This window comes from Halomonas sp. A11-A, assembly GCF_003182195.1.
Lineage (GTDB): Bacteria > Pseudomonadota > Gammaproteobacteria > Pseudomonadales > Halomonadaceae > Halomonas > Halomonas alkalicola.
Genome location: NZ_QGTM01000011.1, coordinates 16,047 through 38,099, shown reverse-complemented (window position 1 = coordinate 38,099; position 22,053 = coordinate 16,047). Strand labels below are relative to the sequence as shown.

General features: G+C 68.6%; 22 protein-coding genes. 11 read left to right on the top strand and 11 right to left on the bottom strand.

What is annotated here, in order from left to right; translation table 11 throughout:
• Positions 1-7: 7 nt before the first annotated feature.
• Positions 8-1,417 (top strand): bifunctional DedA family/phosphatase PAP2 family protein, encoded by a 1,410-nt coding sequence (locus tag DER72_RS09335; protein ID WP_110069719.1) that lies wholly within the window; start codon positions 8-10, stop codon positions 1,415-1,417.
• Here DER72_RS09335 and DER72_RS09330 read toward each other — a convergent pair.
• Entirely contained in the window at positions 1,414-2,055 is a 642-nt protein-coding gene (locus tag DER72_RS09330; protein WP_110069718.1) for a flavin prenyltransferase UbiX, read from the bottom strand. The two genes, DER72_RS09335 and DER72_RS09330, sit on opposite strands and share 4 nt — an antisense overlap.
• Positions 2,048-3,439 (bottom strand): UDP-N-acetylmuramate:L-alanyl-gamma-D-glutamyl-meso-diaminopimelate ligase, encoded by a 1,392-nt coding sequence (gene mpl, locus DER72_RS09325; RefSeq protein ID WP_110069717.1) that lies wholly within the window; start codon positions 3,437-3,439, stop codon positions 2,048-2,050. The genes DER72_RS09330 and mpl overlap by 8 nt, the downstream gene beginning before the upstream one ends.
• 234 nt (positions 3,440-3,673) lie before the next feature.
• On the opposite strand from mpl, the gene DER72_RS09320 reads away from it, so the two are divergent.
• A complete protein-coding gene (locus tag DER72_RS09320; protein ID WP_110069716.1) occupies positions 3,674-4,930 on the top strand; it encodes a 6-phosphofructokinase in 1,257 nt (418 codons plus the stop codon).
• A 42-nt stretch (positions 4,931-4,972) separates the two neighbouring features.
• On the opposite strand, the gene DER72_RS09315 is transcribed toward DER72_RS09320, so the two are convergent.
• On the bottom strand, positions 4,973-6,706 hold the full coding sequence (locus DER72_RS09315) for a bifunctional protein-serine/threonine kinase/phosphatase (RefSeq protein ID WP_110069715.1): 1,734 nt from the start codon (positions 6,704-6,706) through the stop codon (positions 4,973-4,975).
• A gap of 265 nt (positions 6,707-6,971) precedes the next feature.
• Here DER72_RS09315 and ppa point away from each other — a divergent pair, with 265 nt between their 5' ends.
• Positions 6,972-7,502 carry an inorganic diphosphatase gene (gene ppa, locus DER72_RS09310; RefSeq protein ID WP_110069714.1) on the top strand — a complete coding sequence of 177 codons (531 nt, stop codon included), beginning with the start codon at positions 6,972-6,974 and terminating at the stop codon, positions 7,500-7,502.
• 79 nt (positions 7,503-7,581) lie between these two features.
• Here ppa and DER72_RS09300 read toward each other — a convergent pair whose 3' ends face one another.
• The gene (locus tag DER72_RS09300; RefSeq protein ID WP_146209043.1) at positions 7,582-8,748 is read right to left on the bottom strand and encodes a DUF2333 family protein; all 1,167 of its coding nucleotides are present in this window, start codon (positions 8,746-8,748) and stop codon (positions 7,582-7,584) included.
• Positions 8,749-8,971: 223 nt separating this feature from the next.
• On the opposite strand from DER72_RS09300, the gene dsbD reads away from it, so the two are divergent.
• The 8 genes from dsbD (at position 8,972) to DER72_RS09260 (ending at position 17,831) form a co-directional block, all read left to right on the top strand.
• Positions 8,972-10,834: a protein-disulfide reductase DsbD gene (gene dsbD, locus DER72_RS09295; protein ID WP_110069713.1), complete on the top strand. Its 1,863-nt coding sequence runs from the start codon at positions 8,972-8,974 to the stop codon at positions 10,832-10,834.
• Positions 10,835-11,080: 246 nt separating this feature from the next.
• Positions 11,081-11,548, top strand: a complete 468-nt coding sequence (gene accB, locus DER72_RS09290) for an acetyl-CoA carboxylase biotin carboxyl carrier protein (RefSeq protein ID WP_110069712.1) — start codon at positions 11,081-11,083, stop codon at positions 11,546-11,548.
• Between the two features lie 43 nt (positions 11,549-11,591).
• The gene (gene accC / locus DER72_RS09285; protein WP_110069711.1) at positions 11,592-12,935 is read left to right on the top strand and encodes an acetyl-CoA carboxylase biotin carboxylase subunit; all 1,344 of its coding nucleotides are present in this window, start codon (positions 11,592-11,594) and stop codon (positions 12,933-12,935) included.
• An 82-nt stretch (positions 12,936-13,017) separates the two neighbouring features.
• A complete protein-coding gene (gene prmA, locus DER72_RS09280) occupies positions 13,018-13,932 on the top strand; it encodes a 50S ribosomal protein L11 methyltransferase (RefSeq protein WP_110069710.1) in 915 nt (304 codons plus the stop codon).
• A gap of 77 nt (positions 13,933-14,009) precedes the next feature.
• Complete coding sequence (gene dusB, locus DER72_RS09275) at positions 14,010-15,071, top strand: tRNA dihydrouridine synthase DusB (protein WP_110069709.1); 1,062 nt, start codon at positions 14,010-14,012, stop codon at positions 15,069-15,071.
• On the top strand, positions 15,068-15,400 hold the full coding sequence (gene fis, locus DER72_RS09270) for a DNA-binding transcriptional regulator Fis (RefSeq protein ID WP_110069708.1): 333 nt from the start codon (positions 15,068-15,070) through the stop codon (positions 15,398-15,400). The genes dusB and fis overlap by 4 nt, the downstream gene beginning before the upstream one ends.
• 99 nt (positions 15,401-15,499) lie before the next feature.
• Positions 15,500-17,077 (top strand): bifunctional phosphoribosylaminoimidazolecarboxamide formyltransferase/IMP cyclohydrolase, encoded by a 1,578-nt coding sequence (gene purH, locus DER72_RS09265; RefSeq protein ID WP_110069707.1) that lies wholly within the window; start codon positions 15,500-15,502, stop codon positions 17,075-17,077.
• A gap of 118 nt (positions 17,078-17,195) precedes the next feature.
• Entirely contained in the window at positions 17,196-17,831 is a 636-nt protein-coding gene (locus tag DER72_RS09260; protein ID WP_219983256.1) for a LysE family translocator, read from the top strand.
• A gap of 31 nt (positions 17,832-17,862) precedes the next feature.
• On the opposite strand, the gene DER72_RS09255 is transcribed toward DER72_RS09260, so the two are convergent.
• From DER72_RS09255 to folE, 7 genes are all read right to left on the bottom strand, one after another.
• On the bottom strand, positions 17,863-18,276 hold the full coding sequence (locus tag DER72_RS09255; protein ID WP_110069706.1) for a hypothetical protein: 414 nt from the start codon (positions 18,274-18,276) through the stop codon (positions 17,863-17,865).
• Positions 18,277-18,357: 81 nt separating this feature from the next.
• A complete protein-coding gene (locus DER72_RS09250) occupies positions 18,358-18,660 on the bottom strand; it encodes a type II toxin-antitoxin system RelE/ParE family toxin (RefSeq protein ID WP_110069759.1) in 303 nt (100 codons plus the stop codon).
• Complete coding sequence (locus DER72_RS09245) at positions 18,648-18,905, bottom strand: type II toxin-antitoxin system Phd/YefM family antitoxin (protein ID WP_110069705.1); 258 nt, start codon at positions 18,903-18,905, stop codon at positions 18,648-18,650. Before DER72_RS09245 ends, DER72_RS09250 begins: the two co-directional genes overlap by 13 nt.
• Before the next feature lie 106 nt (positions 18,906-19,011).
• A complete protein-coding gene (locus tag DER72_RS09240) occupies positions 19,012-20,469 on the bottom strand; it encodes an NAD-dependent succinate-semialdehyde dehydrogenase (protein ID WP_110069704.1) in 1,458 nt (485 codons plus the stop codon).
• Positions 20,470-20,593: 124 nt separating this feature from the next.
• Positions 20,594-20,911 carry a hypothetical protein gene (locus DER72_RS09235; RefSeq protein ID WP_110069703.1) on the bottom strand — a complete coding sequence of 106 codons (318 nt, stop codon included), beginning with the start codon at positions 20,909-20,911 and terminating at the stop codon, positions 20,594-20,596.
• Positions 20,912-21,022: 111 nt separating this feature from the next.
• Positions 21,023-21,430, bottom strand: a complete 408-nt coding sequence (folX, locus tag DER72_RS09230) for a dihydroneopterin triphosphate 2'-epimerase (protein ID WP_181395639.1) — start codon at positions 21,428-21,430, stop codon at positions 21,023-21,025.
• A gap of 25 nt (positions 21,431-21,455) precedes the next feature.
• The gene (gene folE, locus DER72_RS09225; RefSeq protein WP_110069702.1) at positions 21,456-22,013 is read right to left on the bottom strand and encodes a GTP cyclohydrolase I FolE; all 558 of its coding nucleotides are present in this window, start codon (positions 22,011-22,013) and stop codon (positions 21,456-21,458) included.
• Positions 22,014-22,053: the final 40 nt, after the last annotated feature.

Sequence of the window (22,053 nt, the reverse complement as noted above, 5' to 3'; positions counted from 1 at the left end):
GTCCCCCTTGAACCTTGCCGATGCCCTCTATCAGCTGACGCCCTCGCCTACGCTCCTGCTGCTGATCATCGCCGCCATCGCCCTGGTGGAGTCGCTGGCGCTGATCGGCCTGCTGGTGCCCGGCGTGGTGCTGATCACCGCGGCCGCCTCCCTGGCCGGCCACCAGGAGCTGGCGCTGCCGGCCATCATCCTGGCGGCCTTCGTTGGCGCCGTGGTCGGCGACTGGATCAGCTTCTGGCTCGGCTATACCCAGCACGCCCGAGTGACCCGGCTCTGGCCGCTGTCGCGCCACCCCGAATGGATCGCTCGGGGGGCACGCTTCTTCCAGCGCTACGGCACCCTGTCGGTGTTCTTCGGCCGCTTCGTCGGCCCTGTACGCCCGGTGGTGCCGCTGATCGCCGGCATGCTGCGGATGTCGCCCCGGGCCTTCTCCTGGGCCAACCTCGCCTCGGCGCTGCTCTGGGCGCCCGCCTATGTGCTCCCCGGCTACCTGCTGGGACGCACCTGGCAGCAGCTCTTCGACGTGCCGCCGGAAATGCAGGCGGCCCTGGTCGCCCTGGCCATCCTGCTGGTGGCCCTGGCGGTGGTGTTTTCCTGGCTGCGCCAGCAGGTCAGCCGCAGCGGGCGACTCTATCGGCTGCTGGCCCTGGGTGCCCGCCGCCACCCGGTGATGCGGCGCCTGTGGCTGGCCGGTAGCGCCACCGGGCGCGGCGAGCTGCCCCTGGCCAGCTGGCTGCTGCTGATCCTGTCGCTGGGAGGCGTCTCGGGCTGGACGCTGATGGTGATGCAGCACGGCGCCGATGGCCCGCTGGTGATGGATGCGCGCCTGCACGCCCTCTTCGGCTATCTGGCGACCCCGTGGCTGGAGACGGCAAGCCAGGCCTTGGCGCGGGTGGGCGACACCTATGGCGTGCTCGCCCTGGTGCTGCCCTGGGGGGGCTGGCTGCTGTGGCGGCGGCGCCTCGACGCCTTCGCCCATATCGGTGGCGGGCTCGGCCTGATCGCCCTGCTCAACACCTGGGGCAAGGCCTTCTTCGACCGCCCGCGCCCGGGCACGCCCGACTACCTGACCGGCTCCATGGCCTACCCCAGCGCCCACAGCTCCACGGCGGTGGTGCTGGCCGGGCTCGCCGCGGCCTTCATCGCCCGGGAGCTGCCCCACCGCCAGCGCCACTGGGTCTACTGGGGCGCCATCCTGTTCGCCGTGATCATGGCGCTGTCGCGACTGGTGATTGGCGTGCACTGGTTCAGCGACCTGGTGGGCGGCGCCCTGCTGGGTCTGGTCGTCTGCGCGCTGGTCCAGCTCGCCTGGCAGGCCAGGCCGCGGGCCCCGCTGGCCCCCTGCCCCTGGGCCTGGCTCGGCATCGGCTCGCTGGCGCTGGTGGCGGCACGCATCGCCTGGCTGCCGCCGGTCTAGGGCTCGCCCCAGCGGGGCATCAGGCGATGCTCGATGCCGAGCTGGTTGAGGATGCGGGCGACGATGAAATCGACCAGGTCATCGATGGTGGCGGGCTGGTGGTAGAAGCCCGGGGCCGCGGGCAGCACCACCGCCCCCAGCCGGGTGAGGTTCAGCATGTGCTCCAGATGGATGGCCGAGAGCGGCGTCTCGCGCAGCACCAGCACCAGCTGGCGACGCTCCTTGAGGGCCACATCGGCGGCGCGCTCGATCAGGTTGTTGCTGGCCCCCGTGGCCACCGCCGAGAGGGTGCCGGTGGAACAGGGGCAGATCACCATGGAGGATGGCGCCCCGGACCCCGAGGCCACCGGCGCCATCCAGTCCTCGCGCCCGAAGCAGCGGATCTGGCCCGCTCGCGCCCCGCTGCGCGCAACCAGCGCCTCGGCCAGACGCTCGGGGCGCGCCGGCAGCTCGACATCGGTCTCGGTGGCGATCACCAGATGCGCCGCCTTGGAGATCATCACCCACACCTCGCGCTCGGCGGCCACCAGGGCCTCGATCAGGCGCAGGCCGTACTGGGCCCCCGAGGCACCGGTGAGCGCCACCGTCACCGGCGGGCCGAAGGGGGACACCGGCCTCTCGCGACTCCGCTCAGCCATGGGCCTCCTCCAGGGCGACCTGCAGTCGCTCATGGATACCGCCGAAGCCACCGTTGGACATCACCACGATGCGGTCATAGGGGCGCGCCTCGGCCACCAGCGCCGCCACCAGGGCGTCGAGGTCCTGCTCCAGATGCCCAGGCACCGGGCTCGCCGCGATCACCGGGGCGAGCGACCAGTCGAGCCCCGCCGGCTGGAACCAGTAGGCGATGTCCGCGGCGGCCACACACTCGGCCAGGCGGTCGCGCAGGCTGCCCAGGCGCATGGTATTGGAGCGCGGCTCGATGACCGCCAGCAGCCGCCCGCGGGCGGTGGCGGCGCGCAGGCCGGCGAGGGTCGCGGCGATGGCGGTGGGGTGGTGGGCGAAGTCGTCAATCACCTGGATGCCGGCCACCTCGCCGCGCAGCTCCTGGCGCCGCCGCGGGGTCTCGAAGCGCGACAGCGCCGCCGCGCCCCGGGCCAGATCGACCCCGCAGGCGTGGGCGGCGGCCAGCGCCGCCAGGGCGTTGCGGGCGTTGTAGGCCCCGGTCAGCGGCCAGTCCACCACGGCATCCTCGTCGACCCTGTCATCGCCCTCCCCCTGCTGATGGATCACCCGGAAGCGCGAGGCGTCCTCCCGTTCGAGCTCGTAGCGCCAGGCGCTCGCGGCGTCCCGGCCGAAGCGAGCGACCGGCGTCCAGGCGCCCATGGCCAGCACGCGGTCGAGCGCCGGCTCGCCATCGGCCACTAGCAGCCGCCCGCGGCCCGGGACGGTGCGCACCAGATGGTGGAACTGCCGCTCGATGGCGGCGAGGTCCTCGAAGATATCCGCATGGTCGAACTCGAGGTTGCCCAGCACCGCGATCTCGGGGCGGTAGTGGACGAACTTGGAGCGCTTGTCGAAGAAGGCGGTGTCGTACTCGTCGGCCTCCACCACGAAGGGGGCGCCCGGGGCCCCGAGGCGCGCGGAGACGCCGAAGTTGCGCGGCACCCCGCCGATCAGGAAGCCGGGGGCCTGGCCCGCGGACTCCAGCAGCCAGGCGACGAGACTCGCCGTGGTGGTCTTGCCGTGGGTGCCGGCCACCGCGATCACCCGCCGCCCGGGCAGCACCTGCTGGGCCAGCCACTGGGGGCCGGAGACATAGGGCAGGCCGAGGTCGAGCACCGCTTCCACCTCGGGATTGCCCCGTGAGAGCGCGTTGCCGATCACCACCAGATCGGGGCACGGCTCGAGGTTGGCCGGGGCATAGCCCTCGCAAAGGGCGATGCCCGCCTCCTCGAGCTGGGTGCTCATGGGCGGATAGACCCCCGCATCCGAGCCGCTGACCGTATGGCCAAGCTCCCGGGCCAGCAGCGCCAGGCTGCCCATGAAGGTGCCGCAGATACCGAGGATATGGACGTGCATGCGCTCTCCTGACTACCGACGTGCGCCGCGGCATCCCACCGCGGCAGGGTGTGGCGAGACTAGCATGGCGCCGGGAGCCCCTCCAGCGCCCGGCCAGGGCTATCGCAGATGGCAGCACCGCTCAAGGCTGTTCCGGCGACCGGCCCCGGATGCAGCCTCGGCCGCTTTCGGCTAGAATCCTCCGACTTTTGTCCCCCATCCCCGACCAGCAGCGACCAGGAGCAGGATAGCCCCATGGCCCACAATGCCTTCTACGCCCAGTCCGGCGGCGTCACCGCCGTGATCAATGCCAGCGCCTGCGGCGTGATCGAGGCCTGCCGCCGCCACCCGGACCAGATCGGCAAGGTCTATGCCGGCCACAACGGCATCATCGGCGCCCTCACCGAAGACCTGATCGACGTGAGCCGGGAGTCCGACGAGACGATCGCCGCGCTGCGCCACACCCCGGGCGGCGCCTTCGGCTCCTGCCGCTACAAGCTCAAGGACATCGAGAGCCACCGCGCCCAGTACGAACGGCTGATCGAGGTGTTCCGCGCCCACGATATCCGCTACTTCTTCTACAACGGCGGCGGCGACAGCGCCGACACCTGCCTCAAGGTCTCCCAGCTCTCCGAGAAGCTCGGCTACCCGCTCACCGCCATCCACGTGCCCAAGACCGTGGACAACGATCTGCCGATCACCGACAACTCCCCGGGCTTCGGCAGCGTGGCCAAGTACATCGCCACCTCCACCCTGGAGGCCTCTCTGGATATCGCCTCCATGTGCGCCACCTCCACCAAGGTGTTCGTGCTCGAGGTGATGGGCCGCCACGCCGGCTGGATCGCCGCCGCCGGCGCGCTTGCCGGCAACGGCGAAGGCGAGCCGCCCCACCTGGTGATCTTCCCCGAGGTGGCCTTCGATCGCTCCGCGGTCATGGCCAGGGTCGACGAGGCGGTCAAGAAGTACGGCTACTGCGTAATCGTGGTCTCCGAGGGGGCCCGCTACGAGGACGGCACCTTCCTGGCCGACTCCGGCAACACTGACGCCTTCGGCCACCGCCAGCTCGGCGGCGTGGCCCCCACGCTTGCCGGCATGGTCAAGCAGGACCTGGGCTACAAGTACCACTGGGCAGTGGCCGACTACCTGCAGCGCGCCGCCCGCCACCTGGCCTCGAAGACCGACGTGGAGCAGGCCTACGCGGTGGGCGAGAAGGCAGTGGAGCTGGCGATCGCCGGCAAGAACGCCATGATGCCGGCCATCAAGCGCGTCTCCGACACCCCCTACCGCTGGACCATCGAGCCGGCCCCGCTGGCCGAGGTCGCCAACCGCGAGAAGTTCATGCCCCGCGAGTACATCCGCGAGGATGGCTTCGGCATCACCGAGGCGTGCCGCCAGTACCTGTTGCCGCTGATCCAAGGCGAGGACTTCCCGCCCTTTGAGAACGGCCTGCCCAAGGTGGCCAAGCTGGCGCTGCACCGAGTCGAGCGCAAGCTGCCGGAGTTTAAGCTCTAGCCTGAGCTCAAGCTCTAGCAAGAGCTCAAGCGCCAAAAGCGCCTATCGCAGCAGCCAGGAGAGAATCAGCAGCAGCAGCAGGATGCCGGCCACGCCCTGCCAGAAGTGGCCGGGGTCCCGAAACAGCCGCGGCCGGGCGCGGGGAGCGGCGCCATGCGGCTCGGTGGCGAGGGGCTGGCGCAGCGCGCGGCGGAACTCCGACATGCGCCGAAAGCGTAGTGAGCGCTGGGGGTCCAGGGCGCGGCGCAGCGCCTCGTCCAGGGCCGGCGGCACCTCGGGGTTGCGGGTGCGCGCGCTGCGGTAGGCCAGCTGTTCGAGGTCGGTGTGGCTGCGCAGCCGGTTAGGCGTGAGCGCGTAGGGCAGCTCGCCGGTCAGCAGCCAGTAGACGGTGGACGCATAGGAGTACTGGTCGCTGCGCCGGCCCACCGAATCATCCAGGGCGTACTCGGGGGCGCTGTGCTCGGTCAGACCTACCTGACGCAGCAGCTCCCGGGCATCGCGATGCCCCCCTCCCTCCCGGGCCCGACAGGCGCTGAAGTCGGTGAGCACCACCTGGCCGTGGGCGTCGATCAGCACGTTCCCCGGATAGATCTGCTGGTGCAGGATGTCGCGGTGATGCAGCGCCTGGATCGCCTTGCCGAGCTGATTGGCGATGTCCAGGCGCTGCACCAGGCTCGCCTGGGGGTGCCGCCTGGCCCACTCGGTGAGGGTCTCGCCCTCCACGTAGGCCATCAGGTAATAGAGGTAGCGGCGCGGCCGGGAGGACTCCATGATCCTCACCACGAAGGGTGACTTGACCCGCTCCACCACCCACTGCTGCAGCAGGAAGTGCTCCAGGTAGGCGTTGCGGTGGGAGAGCTCCGGGCTCGGCGCCTTCATCACCATCTCCCGCTCGGTGTGCACGTCCCGCACCCGATAGACCCGCGACTGGGCGGTGCGCGAGAGCACCGCCTCGACCTGCAGGCCGTCCAGGCGATCCCCCGGCGCGAGCTCCGGCGGAATCGGCAGCTCGCCATAGGCGCGACCGGGGTGGTCGGGCTGCTCGTCGGGCAGCTCGTCGATGCGGACCAGCTGGAAGCAGAACTGCTCGGCGCCATAGCCGCGGGCCTGGGCCCGCTGCACCGCTGCCTCGGCCAGCCGGTCGCAGGCGGCGTTGAGGTCGCTGACATCCTGGCGGATCAGCTGCACATACTCAGAGGGCATCAGGGTGCCCAGCACCGCCTGGGTGGTGAACAGGAAGATGTCGCCCTGCTTGATGGGAAACTGGGCGTAGTCGATATCGATGCTGTTATCCATGCCCAGCGCCCGGGAAGGGTAGCGATAGCCGCCGAGGTCGGTGACATGGTCGCGGCTGAGCTGTTCGAACTCGGCGCCGCGCAGGCGAAACACCAGGGTATCGCCCAGGTGGAACAGGTGGGCGGTGCGGCCACGATAGACCATGGCCGACAGCGAGGAGACATAGCTGCCCTCGGCCACGCACTGGCTCTGGCTGTAGCACCAGCCGTTGAGGGCGCGCAGCACCCGGGTCGCCGAGGTCTTGACGTCCCAGTGGTCGGGGGTGGAGTAGTAATCGGCCAGGAAGCCGCGCACGCTGAGGTCGCCGGCCTGCTTGGCCATGGAGTTGCGCCGGATGGAGTCGCTGATCACCGCGCAGGCGCCCTTGGCATTGAGCTGCCCGGGCTGCGGAAAGCACACCGACATGGAGCTGCGGTGATGGCGCCGATCCGGCGCCACGTAGGCCTGGCCGTAACTCAATGACAGCTGCGCAGATCCCAAGAGGCTTCTCCTTGAGCGCCGAGTCGATCTTCCCAAGGGACCCGCGCCGCCCGGATCGGCAGCCGGCGAACCCCGCCGGCGCCCATGATACACTCCCGGCGCCCCCGCGTGGTGTCAACCTAAGCAGCATCGACCCAGGCCGCTGCCTCCCCGGACAAGCTCGGCACCTATGTCGCATTGGTAATCCCGGTGCTCGCTCCGTATAATTTCGCGGATTTTTCGCTCAGCGATTGACCAGGCTGATCTCCAACCCAAGGAAGCGACGATGAACTTCGACAACATCCCTGCCGGCAAGGACCTCCCTAACGACGTCTACGTGGCGATCGAGATCCCGGCCAACCATGCGCCAATCAAGTACGAGATCGACAAGGACATGGGCGCCCTGCTGGTCGACCGCTTCATGGCCACCCCGATGTTCTACCCGGCCAACTACGGTTTCATCCCGCACACTCTCGCCGACGACGGCGATGCGCTGGACGCCCTGGTGGTCACCCCCTACCCGGTTCAGCCCGGCGCCATCATCCGCGCCCGCCCGGTGGGCGTGCTCAACATGACCGACGAGGCCGGCGAGGACGCCAAGCTGGTCTGCGTGCCCCACGCCAAGCTCTCCAGCCTCTACGATGAGGTCCAGGAAGTGACCGACCTGCCCGAGCTGCTGCGCCAGCAGATCGCCCACTTCTTCGAGAACTACAAGGATCTCGAGAAAGGCAAGTGGGTCAAGGTGGAGTCCTGGGAAGGCGCCGAGGCCGCCCGCAAGGCCATCGAGAAGGCCGTGGCCGCCTACGAGAAGGCCTGATCCTTCCAACTGGCACCCGGCCAGACCCAGCAGGGCCGCCCGATAGGGCGGCCCTGCTGCATTCAGGGGCGCGAGCGGCTCACTCTTCCGGCGCGGCCAGCCCCTCGCGGGGCGGCTCGACGACCTCCTCCTCGAAGCGCTCCACCTCCACCACCGGCGGCTCGACGGGCTCCGCCTCCTCGCTCTCCTCGGGCAGCGTCTCGGTGGGCGGCGTCTCGGCGACCTCTGCCGGCGCGGCCAGGGACGCCGGCGGCTCGGCCAGGCGCTCGGCCAGCTGGGCGGCGAGATCCCGCGCCCGCGTCATGTGCAGCGCCATCACCAGGGAGTGATTGGCGAAGAGCCCGAAACCTGAGCCGTTGAGCACCACCGGGCTCCACAGCCGCCGCTGGGTCATCTCCAGCTCGGCCAGCAGGCGCTCCCACTCGCCCCGGGCACCCGCCGTCTCCAGCACGTCAGCCTGATCCCGCTGCACGCCCTCCAGCAGCTGCGCCAGAGCCCAGCCGCTGCCCCGGGCCTCGAAGAAGATGTCGTCGACCCGATACCAGGGCGTGGGCGGCGGCAGCGACGCGGTATCCACGGCGAGCTCGGTCAGCGCCTCGTGCCCGCCGACGCTGGCCGCCAGCCGCAGGGCCAGGCCGTCGAGCCCCTCGGCCACCGCTGCCAGCCACTCTCCCAGGCCGGCGCCGGGCGAGAAGCCCGCCTCCGGGTCATCGAGGGTGGCGAGCTTGCGCTCCAGGGCGGCCACCGCCTCCTCCAGGCGGCGCTCGGTGGAGGGGTGGAGCCAGTCGCGATCATCGCCCAGCAGCGCCTCCCGGGCCTCGACGAGCGCCGCCGAGTCGCCGCCGGCCATCTGCGGCAGGGCCAGGGCAAGGCGCCGCGACTCCTCCAGCACGCCGAGCTCCCAGTTGGGCATATTGTCGAGCCAGACCCCCGGCGGGGCGATATCGTTGCGCAGGTAGCCGCCGGGCTTCTCCAGCAGGGTGGCAACGCTCTCGGCCAGGGTCGCCACGCTCACCGTCCCTCTGGCGCCGGGCGCATAGGCGGCCTCGCCGCGGCGCTCCAGGGTCGCCTGCTCCACGTCGAAGGCGGTTGGCGGCTGGCTCCACCAGATGCCCAGTGCCACGCTGACCAGCAGGTAGAGCCCCAGCAGGGCCACCAGCGGCTTCCAGATCCATCCGTAGCGGGGGCGCTCCAGCGCCTCCTCCTTCCTGCGGCGCCGTGCGGCGCGCCAGCTTTTCAAGCCCATCTCGGTAATTCCTGGCTAATGAACGAGAGCCCGCGACAATGCGACAATCAGGCGCAACGATAACGGACGCGACACGGTCAACGCACCGTGTCTACTGGGTTATCCTAGCACTCACAGCGGGGCTCCGGCGCAAGCCGCAGCCGACGGGGGAACCGCCCCGCCGCCCGCCGGTCTGATGGCCGAGCCCCGTCCCGACACCATCCGCCAGGAAAGGAACGCCCTCTTGATCGCTGCACGACGCCTCGCCCTGACGCTCCTCCTGATGCTGCTGCCCCTGGCGGCCCAGGCCCAGTGGTTCTCCTCCTCAAGCTCCCAGCCGTTCCTGCCGGTGCTGGAGGCATTCCAGCCCCAGGCCTGGCACGACGGCGAGACCCTCTACGTGGGGGTCGAGGTCACCCCCGAGCACTACCTCTATCGCCACCAGCTGGCGGTGACCTCCGACGCCGTGAGCCTGGGCGACCCCGAGATCCCCCAGGGCGAGTTCACCAGCGACGAGTTCATGGGCGACGTCTACGTCTTCCGCGAGACTATGCTGCTCGAGGTGCCCCTCGAGGAGGGGGTCAGCGGCCCCTTCCCGCTCACCTTTACCTTCCAGGGCTGTGCCGATGCCGGCCTCTGCTACCCCCCGGAGCGGGTCTCCCTGGAGGCGCCGGAGCGCGCCGCCCCGGCGGCCTTCGCCGCCCTGGTGGGCGGCAACGGCAGCGCCCCGGGCAGCGGCGGCGAAGGCTCCGGCTCGGGTGACAGCGCCACCGGCGCGGCCCCTGCCGCCCCCCAGAGCGATGACGGACGCTTCCAGCGCCTGATGGCGGATGCCAGCCTGCCGCTGGCCCTGGGGCTCTTCTTCCTGGCCGGCCTGGGGCTGACCTTCACCCCCTGCGTGCTGCCCATGGTGCCGATCCTCTCCTCGATCATCGTCGGCCAGAACCCCGGCCGCCCCCGGGCCTTCGTGCTCTCCGCCAGCTACGTGGCCGGCATGGCGCTCACCTACGCCGCCGTGGGGGTGCTGATGGGCCTGTTCGGCGCCGGCCTCAACCTCCAGGCCCGCCTGCAGTCCGCCCCGGTGCTGATCACCTTCGCGGTGCTCTTCGCCCTCTTCGCCCTGGCCATGTTCGGCGCCTTCGAGCTGCGCACCTCGCCTCGGCTCTCCGGGCGCATCGACGCCTGGCAGGCCCGCGCCCAGCAGAGCGGCCCCGCCGGGCTGGCCCTGGCCGGGGCGCTGTCGGTGCTGGTGGTCTCCCCCTGCGTCTCCGCCCCCCTGGCCGGCGCCCTGGTGTTCATCTCCACCACCGGCGACGCCATGATGGGCGGGCTGGCGCTGCTCGCCCTGGGGCTCGGCATGGGGGTGCCCCTGCTGCTGGTAGGCACCTTCGGCACCACCCTGCTGCCCCGCAGCGGCGCCTGGATGAACGGCGTCAAGATCGCCTTCGGCATCCTGCTGCTGGGCGTGGCCATCTGGCTGGTGGAGCGCCTGCTGCCCTCGGCGGTGGCACTGCTGCTGTGGGCGGGCCTGGCCATCGGCAGCGCCCTGGCGCTGGGTGCCATGTCGGTCAACCTGCCCCAGGGCTGGCCCCGGGTGCGCCAGGCCGCCGGCCTGCTGCTGATGGCCTGGGGCCTGGCCCTGGTGCTGGGCGCCGCCAGCGGCGCCCATGACCCGCTGCGCCCCCTGGCCACCCTGGGCGGTGGCGGCGGCGCGGCGGCGGTGGAGCCCGCCGAGGTCACCACCGTGACGGGCCTCGACGACCTGCAGCGGGCGCTCGCCTCGGTGAACGACGGCCGCCCGGCCTTCGTGCACTTCACCGCCGACTGGTGCATCTCCTGCAAGCAGATGGAGCGCCAGGTCTATCCCGACCCCCGGGTCGCCGAGCCGCTGTCGGCCTTCGCCCGCATCAACGTGGACGTAACCGACTCGGGCAGCGCCACCCGCGAGCTGCTCGACCACTTCGGCCTGTTCGGGCCGCCCAGCCTGCTCTTCTTCCACGGCGAGGAGGAGCTGCGCGAGGCGCGCATCCAGGGCGAGATGCGCGCCCCGGGGCTGGCCACCCATCTCGAGGGGGTGCTCGACTGGCTGAACGGCCAGACGAGCTGACCCGGCAGGCCGCGGCTCGGTCGCGAACGTCGTCAAACAGTCGTTTAAATCCGCGCTTCGAACGGCGTTCTCCCCGCGACTGGACATCCCCGTGGATTTTCGGCAAACTCCGGCGTCATTCCTTTTTCACGGCCATTAGAGCGGTAAGAGACGCCATCTTGCCGCGATCTATGGCAAGTTGGCCCAGGTTGACAGCGCCACCGGGCCAGCCCTCATTCACTGCACCCAAGCGATCGGGACAACGTCATGGATATCCGCAAGGTCAAGAAGCTGATCGAGCTGCTCGAAGAGTCCAACATCAGCGAAATCGAGATCCAGGAGGGTGAGGAGTCGGTGCGCATCAGCCGCCATCCCAATGGCGCGAGCTGGCAGCCCGTCATGCCCCAGAGCTATGCCGCGCCGGCGCAGCCCGCCCCCCAGGCCCAGGCGGCGGCCCCCGCCCCGGCCGAGGCCGAGGCCGATGAGGGCCCCGGCTACCGGGGCCAGGCCATCACCTCGCCCATGGTGGGCACCTTCTATCGCAGCCCGGCCCCGGGCAGCAAGCCCTTTATCGAGGTGGGCTCGAGCGTCAAGAAGGGCGACACCGTCTGCATCGTCGAGGCCATGAAGATGATGAACCAGATCGAGGCCGACCGCGACGGCGTGGTCGAGGCGATCCTGGTCGATGACGGCGAGCCGGTGGAGTTCGACCAGCCGCTGATCGTGCTCAGCTGACGTCGCCGCGCCTCTTCATTCACCTGACACTGGCGGATTCATCATGCTGGACAAGGTACTCATCGCCAATCGCGGCGAGATCGCCCTGCGCATCCTGCGCGCCTGCAAGGAGCTGGGCATCAAGACGGTGGCGGTCCACTCCAAGGCCGACCGCGAGCTGATGCACGTGCGCCTGGCCGACGAGGCCGTCTGCATCGGCCCGGCCGCCTCGGCCCTCTCCTATCTCAACATCCCGGCACTGATCAGTGCCGCGGAGGTCACCGATTCCAGCGCTATCCACCCCGGCTACGGCTTCCTCTCCGAGAACGCCAACTTCGCCGAGCAGGTCGAGCGCTCCGGCTTCGCCTTCATCGGCCCGCGGGCGGAGACCATCCGCCTGATGGGCGACAAGGTCAGCGCTATCGAATCGATGAAGAAGGCCGGCGTGCCCACGGTGCCGGGCTCCGACGGCCCGCTGCCGGAGGATGATGAGGGCGAGATCGTCGCCATCGCCCGGCGCATCGGCTACCCGGTGATCATCAAGGCGGCCGCCGGCGGCGGTGGTCGCGGCATGCGCGTGGTGCACACCGAGGCCCACCTGCTCTCCGCGGTGACCGTGACCCGCACCGAAGCCCACGCGGCCTTCGGCGACGGCACCGTCTACATGGAGAAGTTCCTCGAGAACCCTCGCCACGTGGAGGTGCAGGTGCTGGCCGACGGCCAGGGCAATGCCATTCACCTCTATGACCGCGACTGCTCCCTGCAGCGCCGCCACCAGAAGGTGATCGAGGAGGCCCCGGCCCCCATGCTCGACCCGAAGGCCCGCGCCGAGGTGCTCGAGGCGTGTCGCCAGGCGTGCATCACCATCGGCTACCGTGGCGCCGGCACCTTCGAGTTCCTCTACGAGGACGGCCAGTTCTTCTTCATCGAGATGAACACCCGGGTGCAGGTCGAACACCCCGTCACCGAGATGGTGACCGGTGTGGATATCGTCCGCGAGCAGCTGCGCATCGCCTCCGGCCTGCCGCTGTCGATCACCCAGGAGGAGGTCAAGCTCTCGGGCCACGCCTTCGAGTGCCGCATCAACGCCGAGGATGCCCGCACCTTCATGCCCTCCCCCGGCAAGGTGACCCTCTACCACCCGCCGGGTGGCCTCGGGGTGCGCATGGACTCCCACGTCTATACCGGCTACACGGTACCGCCCCACTACGACTCCCTGATCGGCAAGCTGATCACCTGGGGGGCCGACCGCGAGACCGCGCTGACCCGCATGCGGGTCGCCCTGGACGAGCTGCTGGTGGAGGGCATCAAGACCAACACCGACCTGCACAAGGAGCTGGTCCGCGACGGCTACTTCCAGCAGGGCGGGGTCAATATCCACTACCTGGAGAAGAAGCTGGGGCTGTGACGCTCCCCGGCGACTTCCGCGGGGCGGCCTCGGCCGCCCCGCTTGCGTTGCCCCTCTCCTTCACACATCACGGAACACCGCCATGCCCTGGCTGCAACTCAAGGCCCATATCCCCCCCGAGCAGGCCGAGACCCTCGAGGAGCTGCTGCTCAACGAGGGCGCTACCGCCATCACTCTGCAGGATGCCCACGACGACCCCGTCTTCGAGCCCGAGCGCGGCAGCACCCCGCTGTGGAACGAGACGGTGCTCACCGGCCTCTACGACGACCTGGAGGGCGTCGAGGCCATGCTCGATCGGGTGCGCCAGGCCTGGGCCGCCGAGCTCCCCGAGGAGCCCTGCCCCGAGATCGAGGTGGAACTGCTGGCCGACCGCGACTGGGAGCGGGAGTGGATGGACGACTTCCAGCCCATGCAGATGGGCGAGCGGCTGTGGATCGTACCGAGCTGGCACGAACCGCCGGAGCCCGGCGCCGTCAACCTGCACCTGGACCCGGGGCTCGCCTTCGGCACCGGCACCCACCCCACCACGGCGCTCTGCCTGGCCTGGCTCGACGGCCTGGCGGTGGCCGACGCCCTCCACGGCCAGGCGGTCCTGGACATCGGCACCGGCTCGGGGATACTGGCCATCGCCGCACTCAGGCTCGGCGCGGCCAGCGCCATCGGCACCGATATCGACCCCCAGGCGCTGCAGGCCAGCCGCGACAACGCCGAGCGCAACGCCATCGCCGAGGGCCGCTTCCGGCTCTGCTACCCCGAACAGCTCGACGACGCCGAGCGCTTCCCCATCGTGGTGGCCAATATCCTCGCCGGCCCGCTGGTGGCGCTGGCGCCGATGATCGCCGGCCACGTCGCCCCCGGGGGGCGCCTGGCGCTCTCCGGCATCCTCGCGGGCCAGGCCGAGGAGGTCCTCGAAGCCTATCGCGCCCAGGGCCTGGCCATGGACGAGCCGGTCACCAGCGACGGCTGGGTGCGGCTTACCGGGCGACGGGCGCGCTAGACGCGACCCTTCGCCACTTCACCCCATCCGACCGGGGGCGTATGATATGCCCCCTCATGCCATTACCGTCCGACACCATGCCCGACACCCGCTCGCCCCTGCCCCGCATCGGTGACCACGCCCTGCCCAACCGGCTGATCCTGGCGCCGATGGCCGGCGTCACCGATCGCCCCTTCCGCCAGCTCTGCCGGCGGCTGGGCGCGGGGCTGGTGGTGGGCGAGATGGTCACCTCGGATCCGAGCCTGTGGCACACCCGCAAATCGCGCCTGCGCATGAACCACCGCGGTGAGCCCGGCCCCCGCGCCGTGCAGATCGCCAGCGGTGATGCCGAGATGCTCGCCGAGGCGGCACGGCTGAATGCCGAGATGGGCGCCGAGATCATCGACATCAACATGGGCTGCCCGGCCAAGAAGGTGTGCAACAAGGCCGCCGGCTCCGCGCTGCTGCGCGACGAGGCGCTGGTGGCCGAGATCCTCGAGACGGTGGTGGCGGCGGTACGGGTGCCGGTGACCCTCAAGATCCGCACCGGCTGGTGCGCCGAGAGCAACAACGGGGTGCGCATCGCACGGCTGGCCGAGGCCGCCGGTATCCAGGCCCTCTCCGTGCATGGCCGCCACCGCCAGCAGCGCTTCACCGGCCAGGCCGAGTACGACACCATCGCCGAGATCAAGGCAGCGGTGGGCATTCCCGTCTTCGCCAACGGCGATATCGACTCGCCGGAGAAGGCCGCCGCCGTCCTCGACTATACTGGGGCGGATGCGGTGATGGTGGGTCGCGGCGCCCAAGGCAACCCCTGGATTTTTCGCGAGATCGACCACTACCTCCGCCACGGGGAGCGCCTGGCGCCCCCGACCGACGAGGAGCGCGCCGCGGTGCTGCGCGATCATCTCAAGGCCCTTCACGACTTTTACGGCGAGCACATGGGCGTGCGCATCGCGCGCAAACACGTCGGCTGGTACCTGGCCGGCGACACCCGCCTCACGGCGGAGAGACAGCGCGAGCACAAGGCCACCTTCAACGGCCTTCAGAGCGCCGCCGCCCAGCATCGCTTCATCGACGACTGCTTTCGTCACGCCCCCCTCGAGGCCGCCGCGCCCAAGCGGGAGGGCATGACGTCGAAAGGAACACGAGCCGCATGACCAGCCAAGCCTTTCCCCCGAACCCCGAGCTGTCTGGACATGGCCAGGAACTCAACGGGCTGGAGGGCCAACGCCCCCAGGCGCTCGACGAGTCCGTCGGCCAGCGCCCGCTGCGCGAGGCGGTGGACCTCGCCATGCGCCGCTACTTCGCCCACCTGGACGGTGGCGAGGTCACCGGGCTCTACGCCATGGTAATGGCCGAGGTGGAGGCCCCGCTGCTGGCCGCCGTGCTCGACCACACCCAGGGCAACCAGACCCGCGCCGCCGAGATGCTCGGCCTCAACCGCGGCACCCTGCGCAAGAAGCTCAAGCAGTACGACCTGATCTGACCCATTCACGAAGGGAGCCGCCGGCTCCCTTCGGCATGTCATGCCCATGCCCATGCCGCCCCGATTGTTCGTCCCACCCGTCAGCAGAGAGTGACCCCCATGGCCAAAGCCTCTCCCACTCCGGTTCGCCGCGCCCTGATCAGCGTCTCGGACAAGACCGGCATCGTCGACTTCGCCCGCGGCCTGTCCGAGCGCGGCGTCGAGCTGCTCTCCACCGGCGGCACCTTCCGCCTGCTCCAGGAGAACGGCATCGCCGTCACCGAGGTGTCCGAGCACACCGGCTTCCCCGAGATTATGGACGGTCGCGTCAAGACCCTGCACCCGAAGATCCACGGCGGCATCCTCGGCCGCCGCGGCCAGGACGATGCGGTGATGGCCGAGCACGACATCGCCCCCATCGACATGGTGGTGGTCAACCTCTACCCCTTCGCCCAGACCGTGGCGAAGCCGGACTGCACCCTTGAGGACGCCATCGAGAACATCGACATCGGCGGCCCCACCATGGTGCGCGCCTGCGCCAAGAACCACGCCCATACCACCATCGTGGTGGACGCCGGCGACTATGCCCGGGTGCTGGGCGAGATCGCCGCCCAGGACGGCGCGGTGAGTGACGCCACCCGCTTCGACCTGGCCGTGAAGGCCTTCGAGCACACCGCCGGCTACGACGCCGCCATCGCCAACTACCTCGGCCAGCGAGTGCCCGGCGGCGAGGATGGCTTCCCGCGCACCTACAACCTGCAGTTCGAGAAGAAGCAGGCCATGCGCTACGGCGAGAACCCCCACCAGAACGCCGCCTTCTACGTCGAGACCGGGGCCAGCGAGGCCAGCGTGGCCACCGCCACCCAGCTGCAGGGCAAGGCGCTCTCCTTCAACAACGTCGCCGATACCGATGCCGCCTTCGAGTGCGTCAAGGCCTTCACCGACACCGCCTGTGTGATCGTCAAGCACGCCAACCCCTGCGGCGTGGCGGTGGGCGCCACCGCGCTCGAGGCCTACGACAAGGCCTTCGCCACCGACCCCACCAGCGCCTTTGGCGGCATCATCGCCTTCAACGTGCCGCTTGACGCCGAGACAGCCCGGGCCATCATCGACCGCCAGTTCGTCGAGGTGATCATCGCCCCCGGGGTCGCCGAGGACGCCCTGCCCATCGTCGCCGAGAAGCAGAACGTGCGCCTGCTCGACGTCGGCGCCCACTGGCCCGGCGAGCGCGAGCACGCCCACGACTTCAAGCGCGTCACCGGCGGCCTGCTGGTCCAGGATCGCGACCTCGGCATGGTCGGCCGCGACGAGCTCACCGTGGTCACCGAGCGGGTGCCCACCGAGCAGGAGCTGCGCGACCTGGCCTTCGCCTGGAAGGTGGCCAAGTACGTCAAGTCCAACGCCATCGTCTACGCCAAGGACGGCCAGACCATCGGCGTGGGCGCCGGCCAGATGAGCCGCGTCTACTCGGCGAAGATCGCCGGCATCAAGGCCGCCGACGAGGGGCTCTCGGTGCCCGGCTCGGTGATGGCCAGTGATGCCTTCTTCCCCTTCCGGGACGGCATCGACGCCGCCGCCGCCGGCATCGCCGCGGTGATCCAGCCCGGCGGCTCCATGCGCGACCAGGAGGTGATCGACGCCGCCAACGAGGCGGGCATCGCCATGGTCTTCACCGGCATGCGGCATTTCCGCCACTGAGTCTCCAGCAATGAGTCACCCAGCGCACCGCCCCCGCCGGCGCGCTGGGTCCCGCACCGTTCTCCGTTGACCCCGTCACCCATGGCACGCAATACTCAACAGATCCGAGGAGATCATCATGCTGCCATCCTACGAACTGCTGATTGCCTTCTTCAGCGCGGCGATACTCTTCGCCTACATGCCCGGACCCGCCATGCTCTATACCGCGGCACAGACCATCGCCCGGGGACGGCACTCCGGATGGATGGCGGCACTCGGCATCCACATCGGTGGCTATGCCCACGTCGTCGCTGCAGCGCTCGGCCTGGCGGCCCTGTTCCAGGCCATCCCAACACTTTACGCCCTGGTGAAACTGCTCGGAGCCGGGTATCTGATCTGGCTCGGCATCAGGCTCTTGCTATCGCAAGAGCGCCTGACGACGTCAGTGGCCGATATCGACATGGCATCGACCCGCCGCCCCTTCTGGGAAAGCATCATTGTAGAGGTTCTCAATCCCAAGACGGCGCTGTTCTTTCTCGCCTTTCTGCCACAGTTCATCGATACCGCGGGCGCCCTGCCCATCTGGGCTCAGCTCCTCTTGCTGGGCACTATCGTCAACCTCATCTTCTCGAGTGCCGACATTCTCTGTGTTCTGCTTGCTGATAAGGTGGCTCGGGTACTCAAGAGCTCTCGTGCTGCCGGTAACCTCACACGACGCCTTGGAGGTGGCCTCCTGGTAACTCTCGGCATCAATCTTGCCGTCAGCCGACAGTAAAGCCCGGCAGCCGCCGACGACAAGCGGGGCTTTATTCACTCTTTACTTCAATATACCACTTGGGCCTGATGCGCCCGAAATCCCGGCGGATATTGGACTTCAATGCCTTTTTGGAATCTAGCACCCTTGCCTCGCCACCCTCTCGGACAAACACCACCCAGTGCCAGAAGGGCTGGCCTCTCACCATGCGCCATTTGATGGCCAGAAGCGCCCTATCCGGAAGACTCTCCCAAGACTCGAAAGGCGTCTCCCCGGCATCCACTGAAATACCGAATTCCCCCAGAAGCTTCCGGACATACCCGGTGTCCGACCACAGCGCTGTATCTTCGGCATGGATGCCGAGAATGTTGGCTTTCTCCCTGGCCTCGGCATAGGTAACGCCGGCAAGAGCAGCGCTCGCAGCAATACCGCAGCCGGAGATCTCTTCTTGAATGACCGATTCCATATCTTCACCAATTAATGTACCAGCACACCGATTGCTTTGACGCAGCGAAGCGGAGGCATGGCATCCTTATTCCGCCCGTGGTTAGCCGTTTTCCAACATGGAAATTCGAAGCTGCCGCTCCACCCTCATAACATAGAGGATAAGAACACGGCGTTCATCTTCACGGTAAAAAATGCGACAGGGCGGCACCACCACTTCCCTGTAGATGGAATTGGGGAGTTCGGGGGGAATCCGTCCGGACTGTGGAAACTCTTCCAAACGTTCAGTTTTGTTGAAAACCTCCTCGACCAGCTGACGTGCCGCCGCTGGATTATCCAACGCAATGTACTCAGCAATGGCATCCAGCTCCTGAAGGGCGGGCTCCGTCCAGGTTACTTCAGCCATTTGCCCATTTTCTCCCTGGCTTCACTCTGGCGATACGTTCTCTCTTCAAGAACAGCACGCTCCCCCCTTGAGAGCCCTTCAAGCAGCTCAAGCCGGCGCTGCATGAACTCGTAATCACCGACATCAACCAGATAGGCGGAGGGCTGACCATGCTCCGTGATCAGTACTGGCTCCTTTGACGCATGCAGATCCGCCAGAATTTTCGTGGCTTGGCGCTTGAGGTTCGTCACCAGCTCAACTTTCATGGTTTCCCCCTGAACCAGATTGACAGTGATACTATAGTATCACTTTTCGGATACAACAGGGCCGGCGAATGCCGGCCCTGTTGTGGATGCGATAGCTCGAGCGGGCTCAGCCCAGATCCATGCAGAGATACTTGGTCTCCAGGAACTCTTCGAGCCCCTGGTGGCCGCCCTCGCGGCCGAGGCCCGAGGCCTTGACCCCGCCGAAGGGGGCGGCGGCGTTGGAGATCAGCCCGGTATTGATGCCCACCATGCCGTACTCCAGGGCGTCGGCGACGCGCCAGACGCGGCCCAGGTCCCGGGAGTAGAAGTAGGCGGCGAGGCCATACTCGGTGTCGTTGGCCATCTCCACAGCGGTCTCCTCGTCGTCGAAGGGGAAGACCGCGGCCAGGGGCCCGAAGGTCTCCTCCTTGGCCACCTTCATGCGCTCGTTGGCGAAGCTGATCAGGGTCGGGGTGAAGAAGTTGCCCCCCAGCGGGTGGGGATGGCCGCCCATCAGCAGCTCGGCGCCCTTGTCCACGGCGTCCTGGATGTGCTCGCTCACCTTGGCCACCGCCTTGTCATCGATCAGCGGGCCGATATTGATCCCCGCCTCGGTGCCGTCCCCCACCCTGAGCTCGCTGTGCATGGCCACGGCCAGCTTCTCGCAGAAGGCGTTGACCACGCTGGACTGCACCAGGAAGCGGTTGGTGCAGACGCAGGTCTGGCCGGCGTTGCGGAACTTGGCGGCCATGGCCCCCTCCACGGCGGCATCCAGGTCGGCATCCTCGAAGACGATGAAGGGCGCATTGCCGCCCAGCTCCAGGGAGATCTTCTGGACATGCCGAGCCGCCTTGGCCATCAGCTCGCGGCCCACCTCGGTGGAGCCGGTGAAGGTGATCTTGCGCACCAGGGGCGACTCGGTCATGGCCGCGGCGATCTCGCCGGCGCGCCCCGGTACCACGTTGAAGACGCCGCGGGGAACGCCGGCGCGCTCGGCCAGCAGGGCCAGAGCGGTGGCCGAGAAGGGGGTCTGGCTGGCCGGCTTGATGACGATGGTGCAGCCGGCGGCCAGCGCCGCGCCCGCCTTGCGGGTGATCATCGCCGAGGGGAAGTTCCAGGGCGTGATGGCGCCCACCACGCCCACCGGCTGCTTGGTGACCAGGATGCGCTGGTTGGCCTTGGCGGCGGGAATGGTCTCGCCGTAGACGCGCCGCGCCTCCTCGGCGAACCAGCGCAGGAAGCTCGCCGCATAGGCGATCTCGCCGGCGGCCTCCTTGAGCGGCTTGCCCTGCTCGAAGGTCATGATCATGGCCAGGTCGTCCTGGTGCTCGAGCATCAGGTCGTGCCACTTCATCAGGATGTCGGCACGCTCCTGGGCGGTCAGCCCCTTCCAGGCCGGCAGGGCGGCATGGGCGGCGTCGATGGCGCGCTCGGTCTCGGCACGCCCCAGGCGCGGCACATCCCCCATGGGCTGGCCGGTGGCCGGATTGACCACCTGGATCTGTTCACCGCTGTCGGCGGCGACCCAGCTGCCGTCGATATAGGCAAAGGGGCAGTAGAGCTGCGTTTCCTTGAGGGCTTCCATGGAGATCTCCTGGGCACGGGGCAGTGTTGTAGTGGACGGGGCATGGCGGCCGGATTTGCCATCTAGGATAAGGGAGCCGGGCTCTCCGGCGCCACGCCCGTGAAAGGCTTGATGACGAGCTCGCTCAACGCTCGGTGGCGTTCTGCTCCGGGACCATGAACTCGGCGGGCGGCGCCGATGGCGTCGGCTCGACCAGGGCGGTCAGGACCGCCAGCACCAGCACCAGGGCGATGGCCAGCCAGCAGAAGGCGCGGCCGATATAGCGCTCCGGCTCGCGGCGGATCTGGCGCAGGCCCAGCAGCGCCAGCACGGCGGCGGCCAGGTTCAGCGGCACGAAACCGCCCTGCAGCAGCAGGGCCAGCAGCGCCGTGACGATGGCGCTCATGGCCAGGGGGGAGTAGCGCCTGCGGGCGGGGCGCGGGGAATCGCTGTCGGTGTTCAAGGTCACTCCTATTCGATCGACCGCCTCGGGGAGGTCCCATCCTAAGGGCAAAGGCCCCGGCGCTCAAAGCGACAGGGCCTTCAGGAGGGCTTTCGGCAAACGGACGGGACGCTAGCCGCGACGGGGCTCCCGGGTGGCGGAGAGCGTGATGGATACCGAATCGGCGAAGCGCAGGGCGTGGGGCTTGTCGATCTCGACCTGGGCGGTGAGCACCTGCTCGTGGGCCATCACCAGATCGAGCACCTCGCGGGTCATGCGCTCCAGCAGCAGGAAGCGGTTGCCCTCCACATGGGCGATCACCTGCTTGGTGATAGTGCGGTAGTTCAGCGCCTGCTCGATATGGTTGAAGGCCACCGCCTTGTCGGCGCGGTAGCGAATCACCGCATTGATCACCACGTCCTGGCGATTCTGGATCTCCTCCTCCTTGATCCCGATGTGGGTGCGCAGGCGAAGGTTCTTGATGCGGATCGTGGCCAGGTCATGATCGAAGTGCTGGTCATCGATGGCGTGCAGCGGCATGGCCGATCTCCTAGGCGGGCGGGCCTCAGCGTCCGTTGACCAGGGTCAGGAACTCCTGGCGGGTGGAGGGGTTGTCGCGGAAGGCGCCAAGCATTACCGAGGAGGTCATGCTGGAGTTCTGCTTCTCCACGCCGCGCATCATCATGCACAGATGCTTGGCCTCCACCACCACCGCCACGCCACGGGCATCGGTGACCTGCTGCACCGCCTCGGCGATCTGGCGGGTCAGGTTCTCCTGGATCTGCATGCGGCGGGCGAACATGTCGACGATGCGCGCGAACTTGGAGAGCCCGAGCACCTTGCCGTTGGGCAGGTAGGCGATGTGGCACTTGCCGATAAAGGGCAGCAGGTGGTGCTCACACATGGAGTAGAGCTCGATGTCCTTGACCAGCACCATCTCATCGGTCTCCGACTCGAACACGGCGCCGTTGACGATCTCCTCGAGGGACTGGACGTAGCCCCGGTTGAGGAACTGCATCGCCTTGGCGGCACGCTTGGGGGTATCGCGCAGGCCCTCGCGCTCCGGATCCTCACCCAGTGCGAGGAGGATCTGTCGGTAGTGGTTGGCGATTTCTTCGGTCATCGTCGAGCCCGTCCTGATCGGTTTTCATGCACAGAAGATA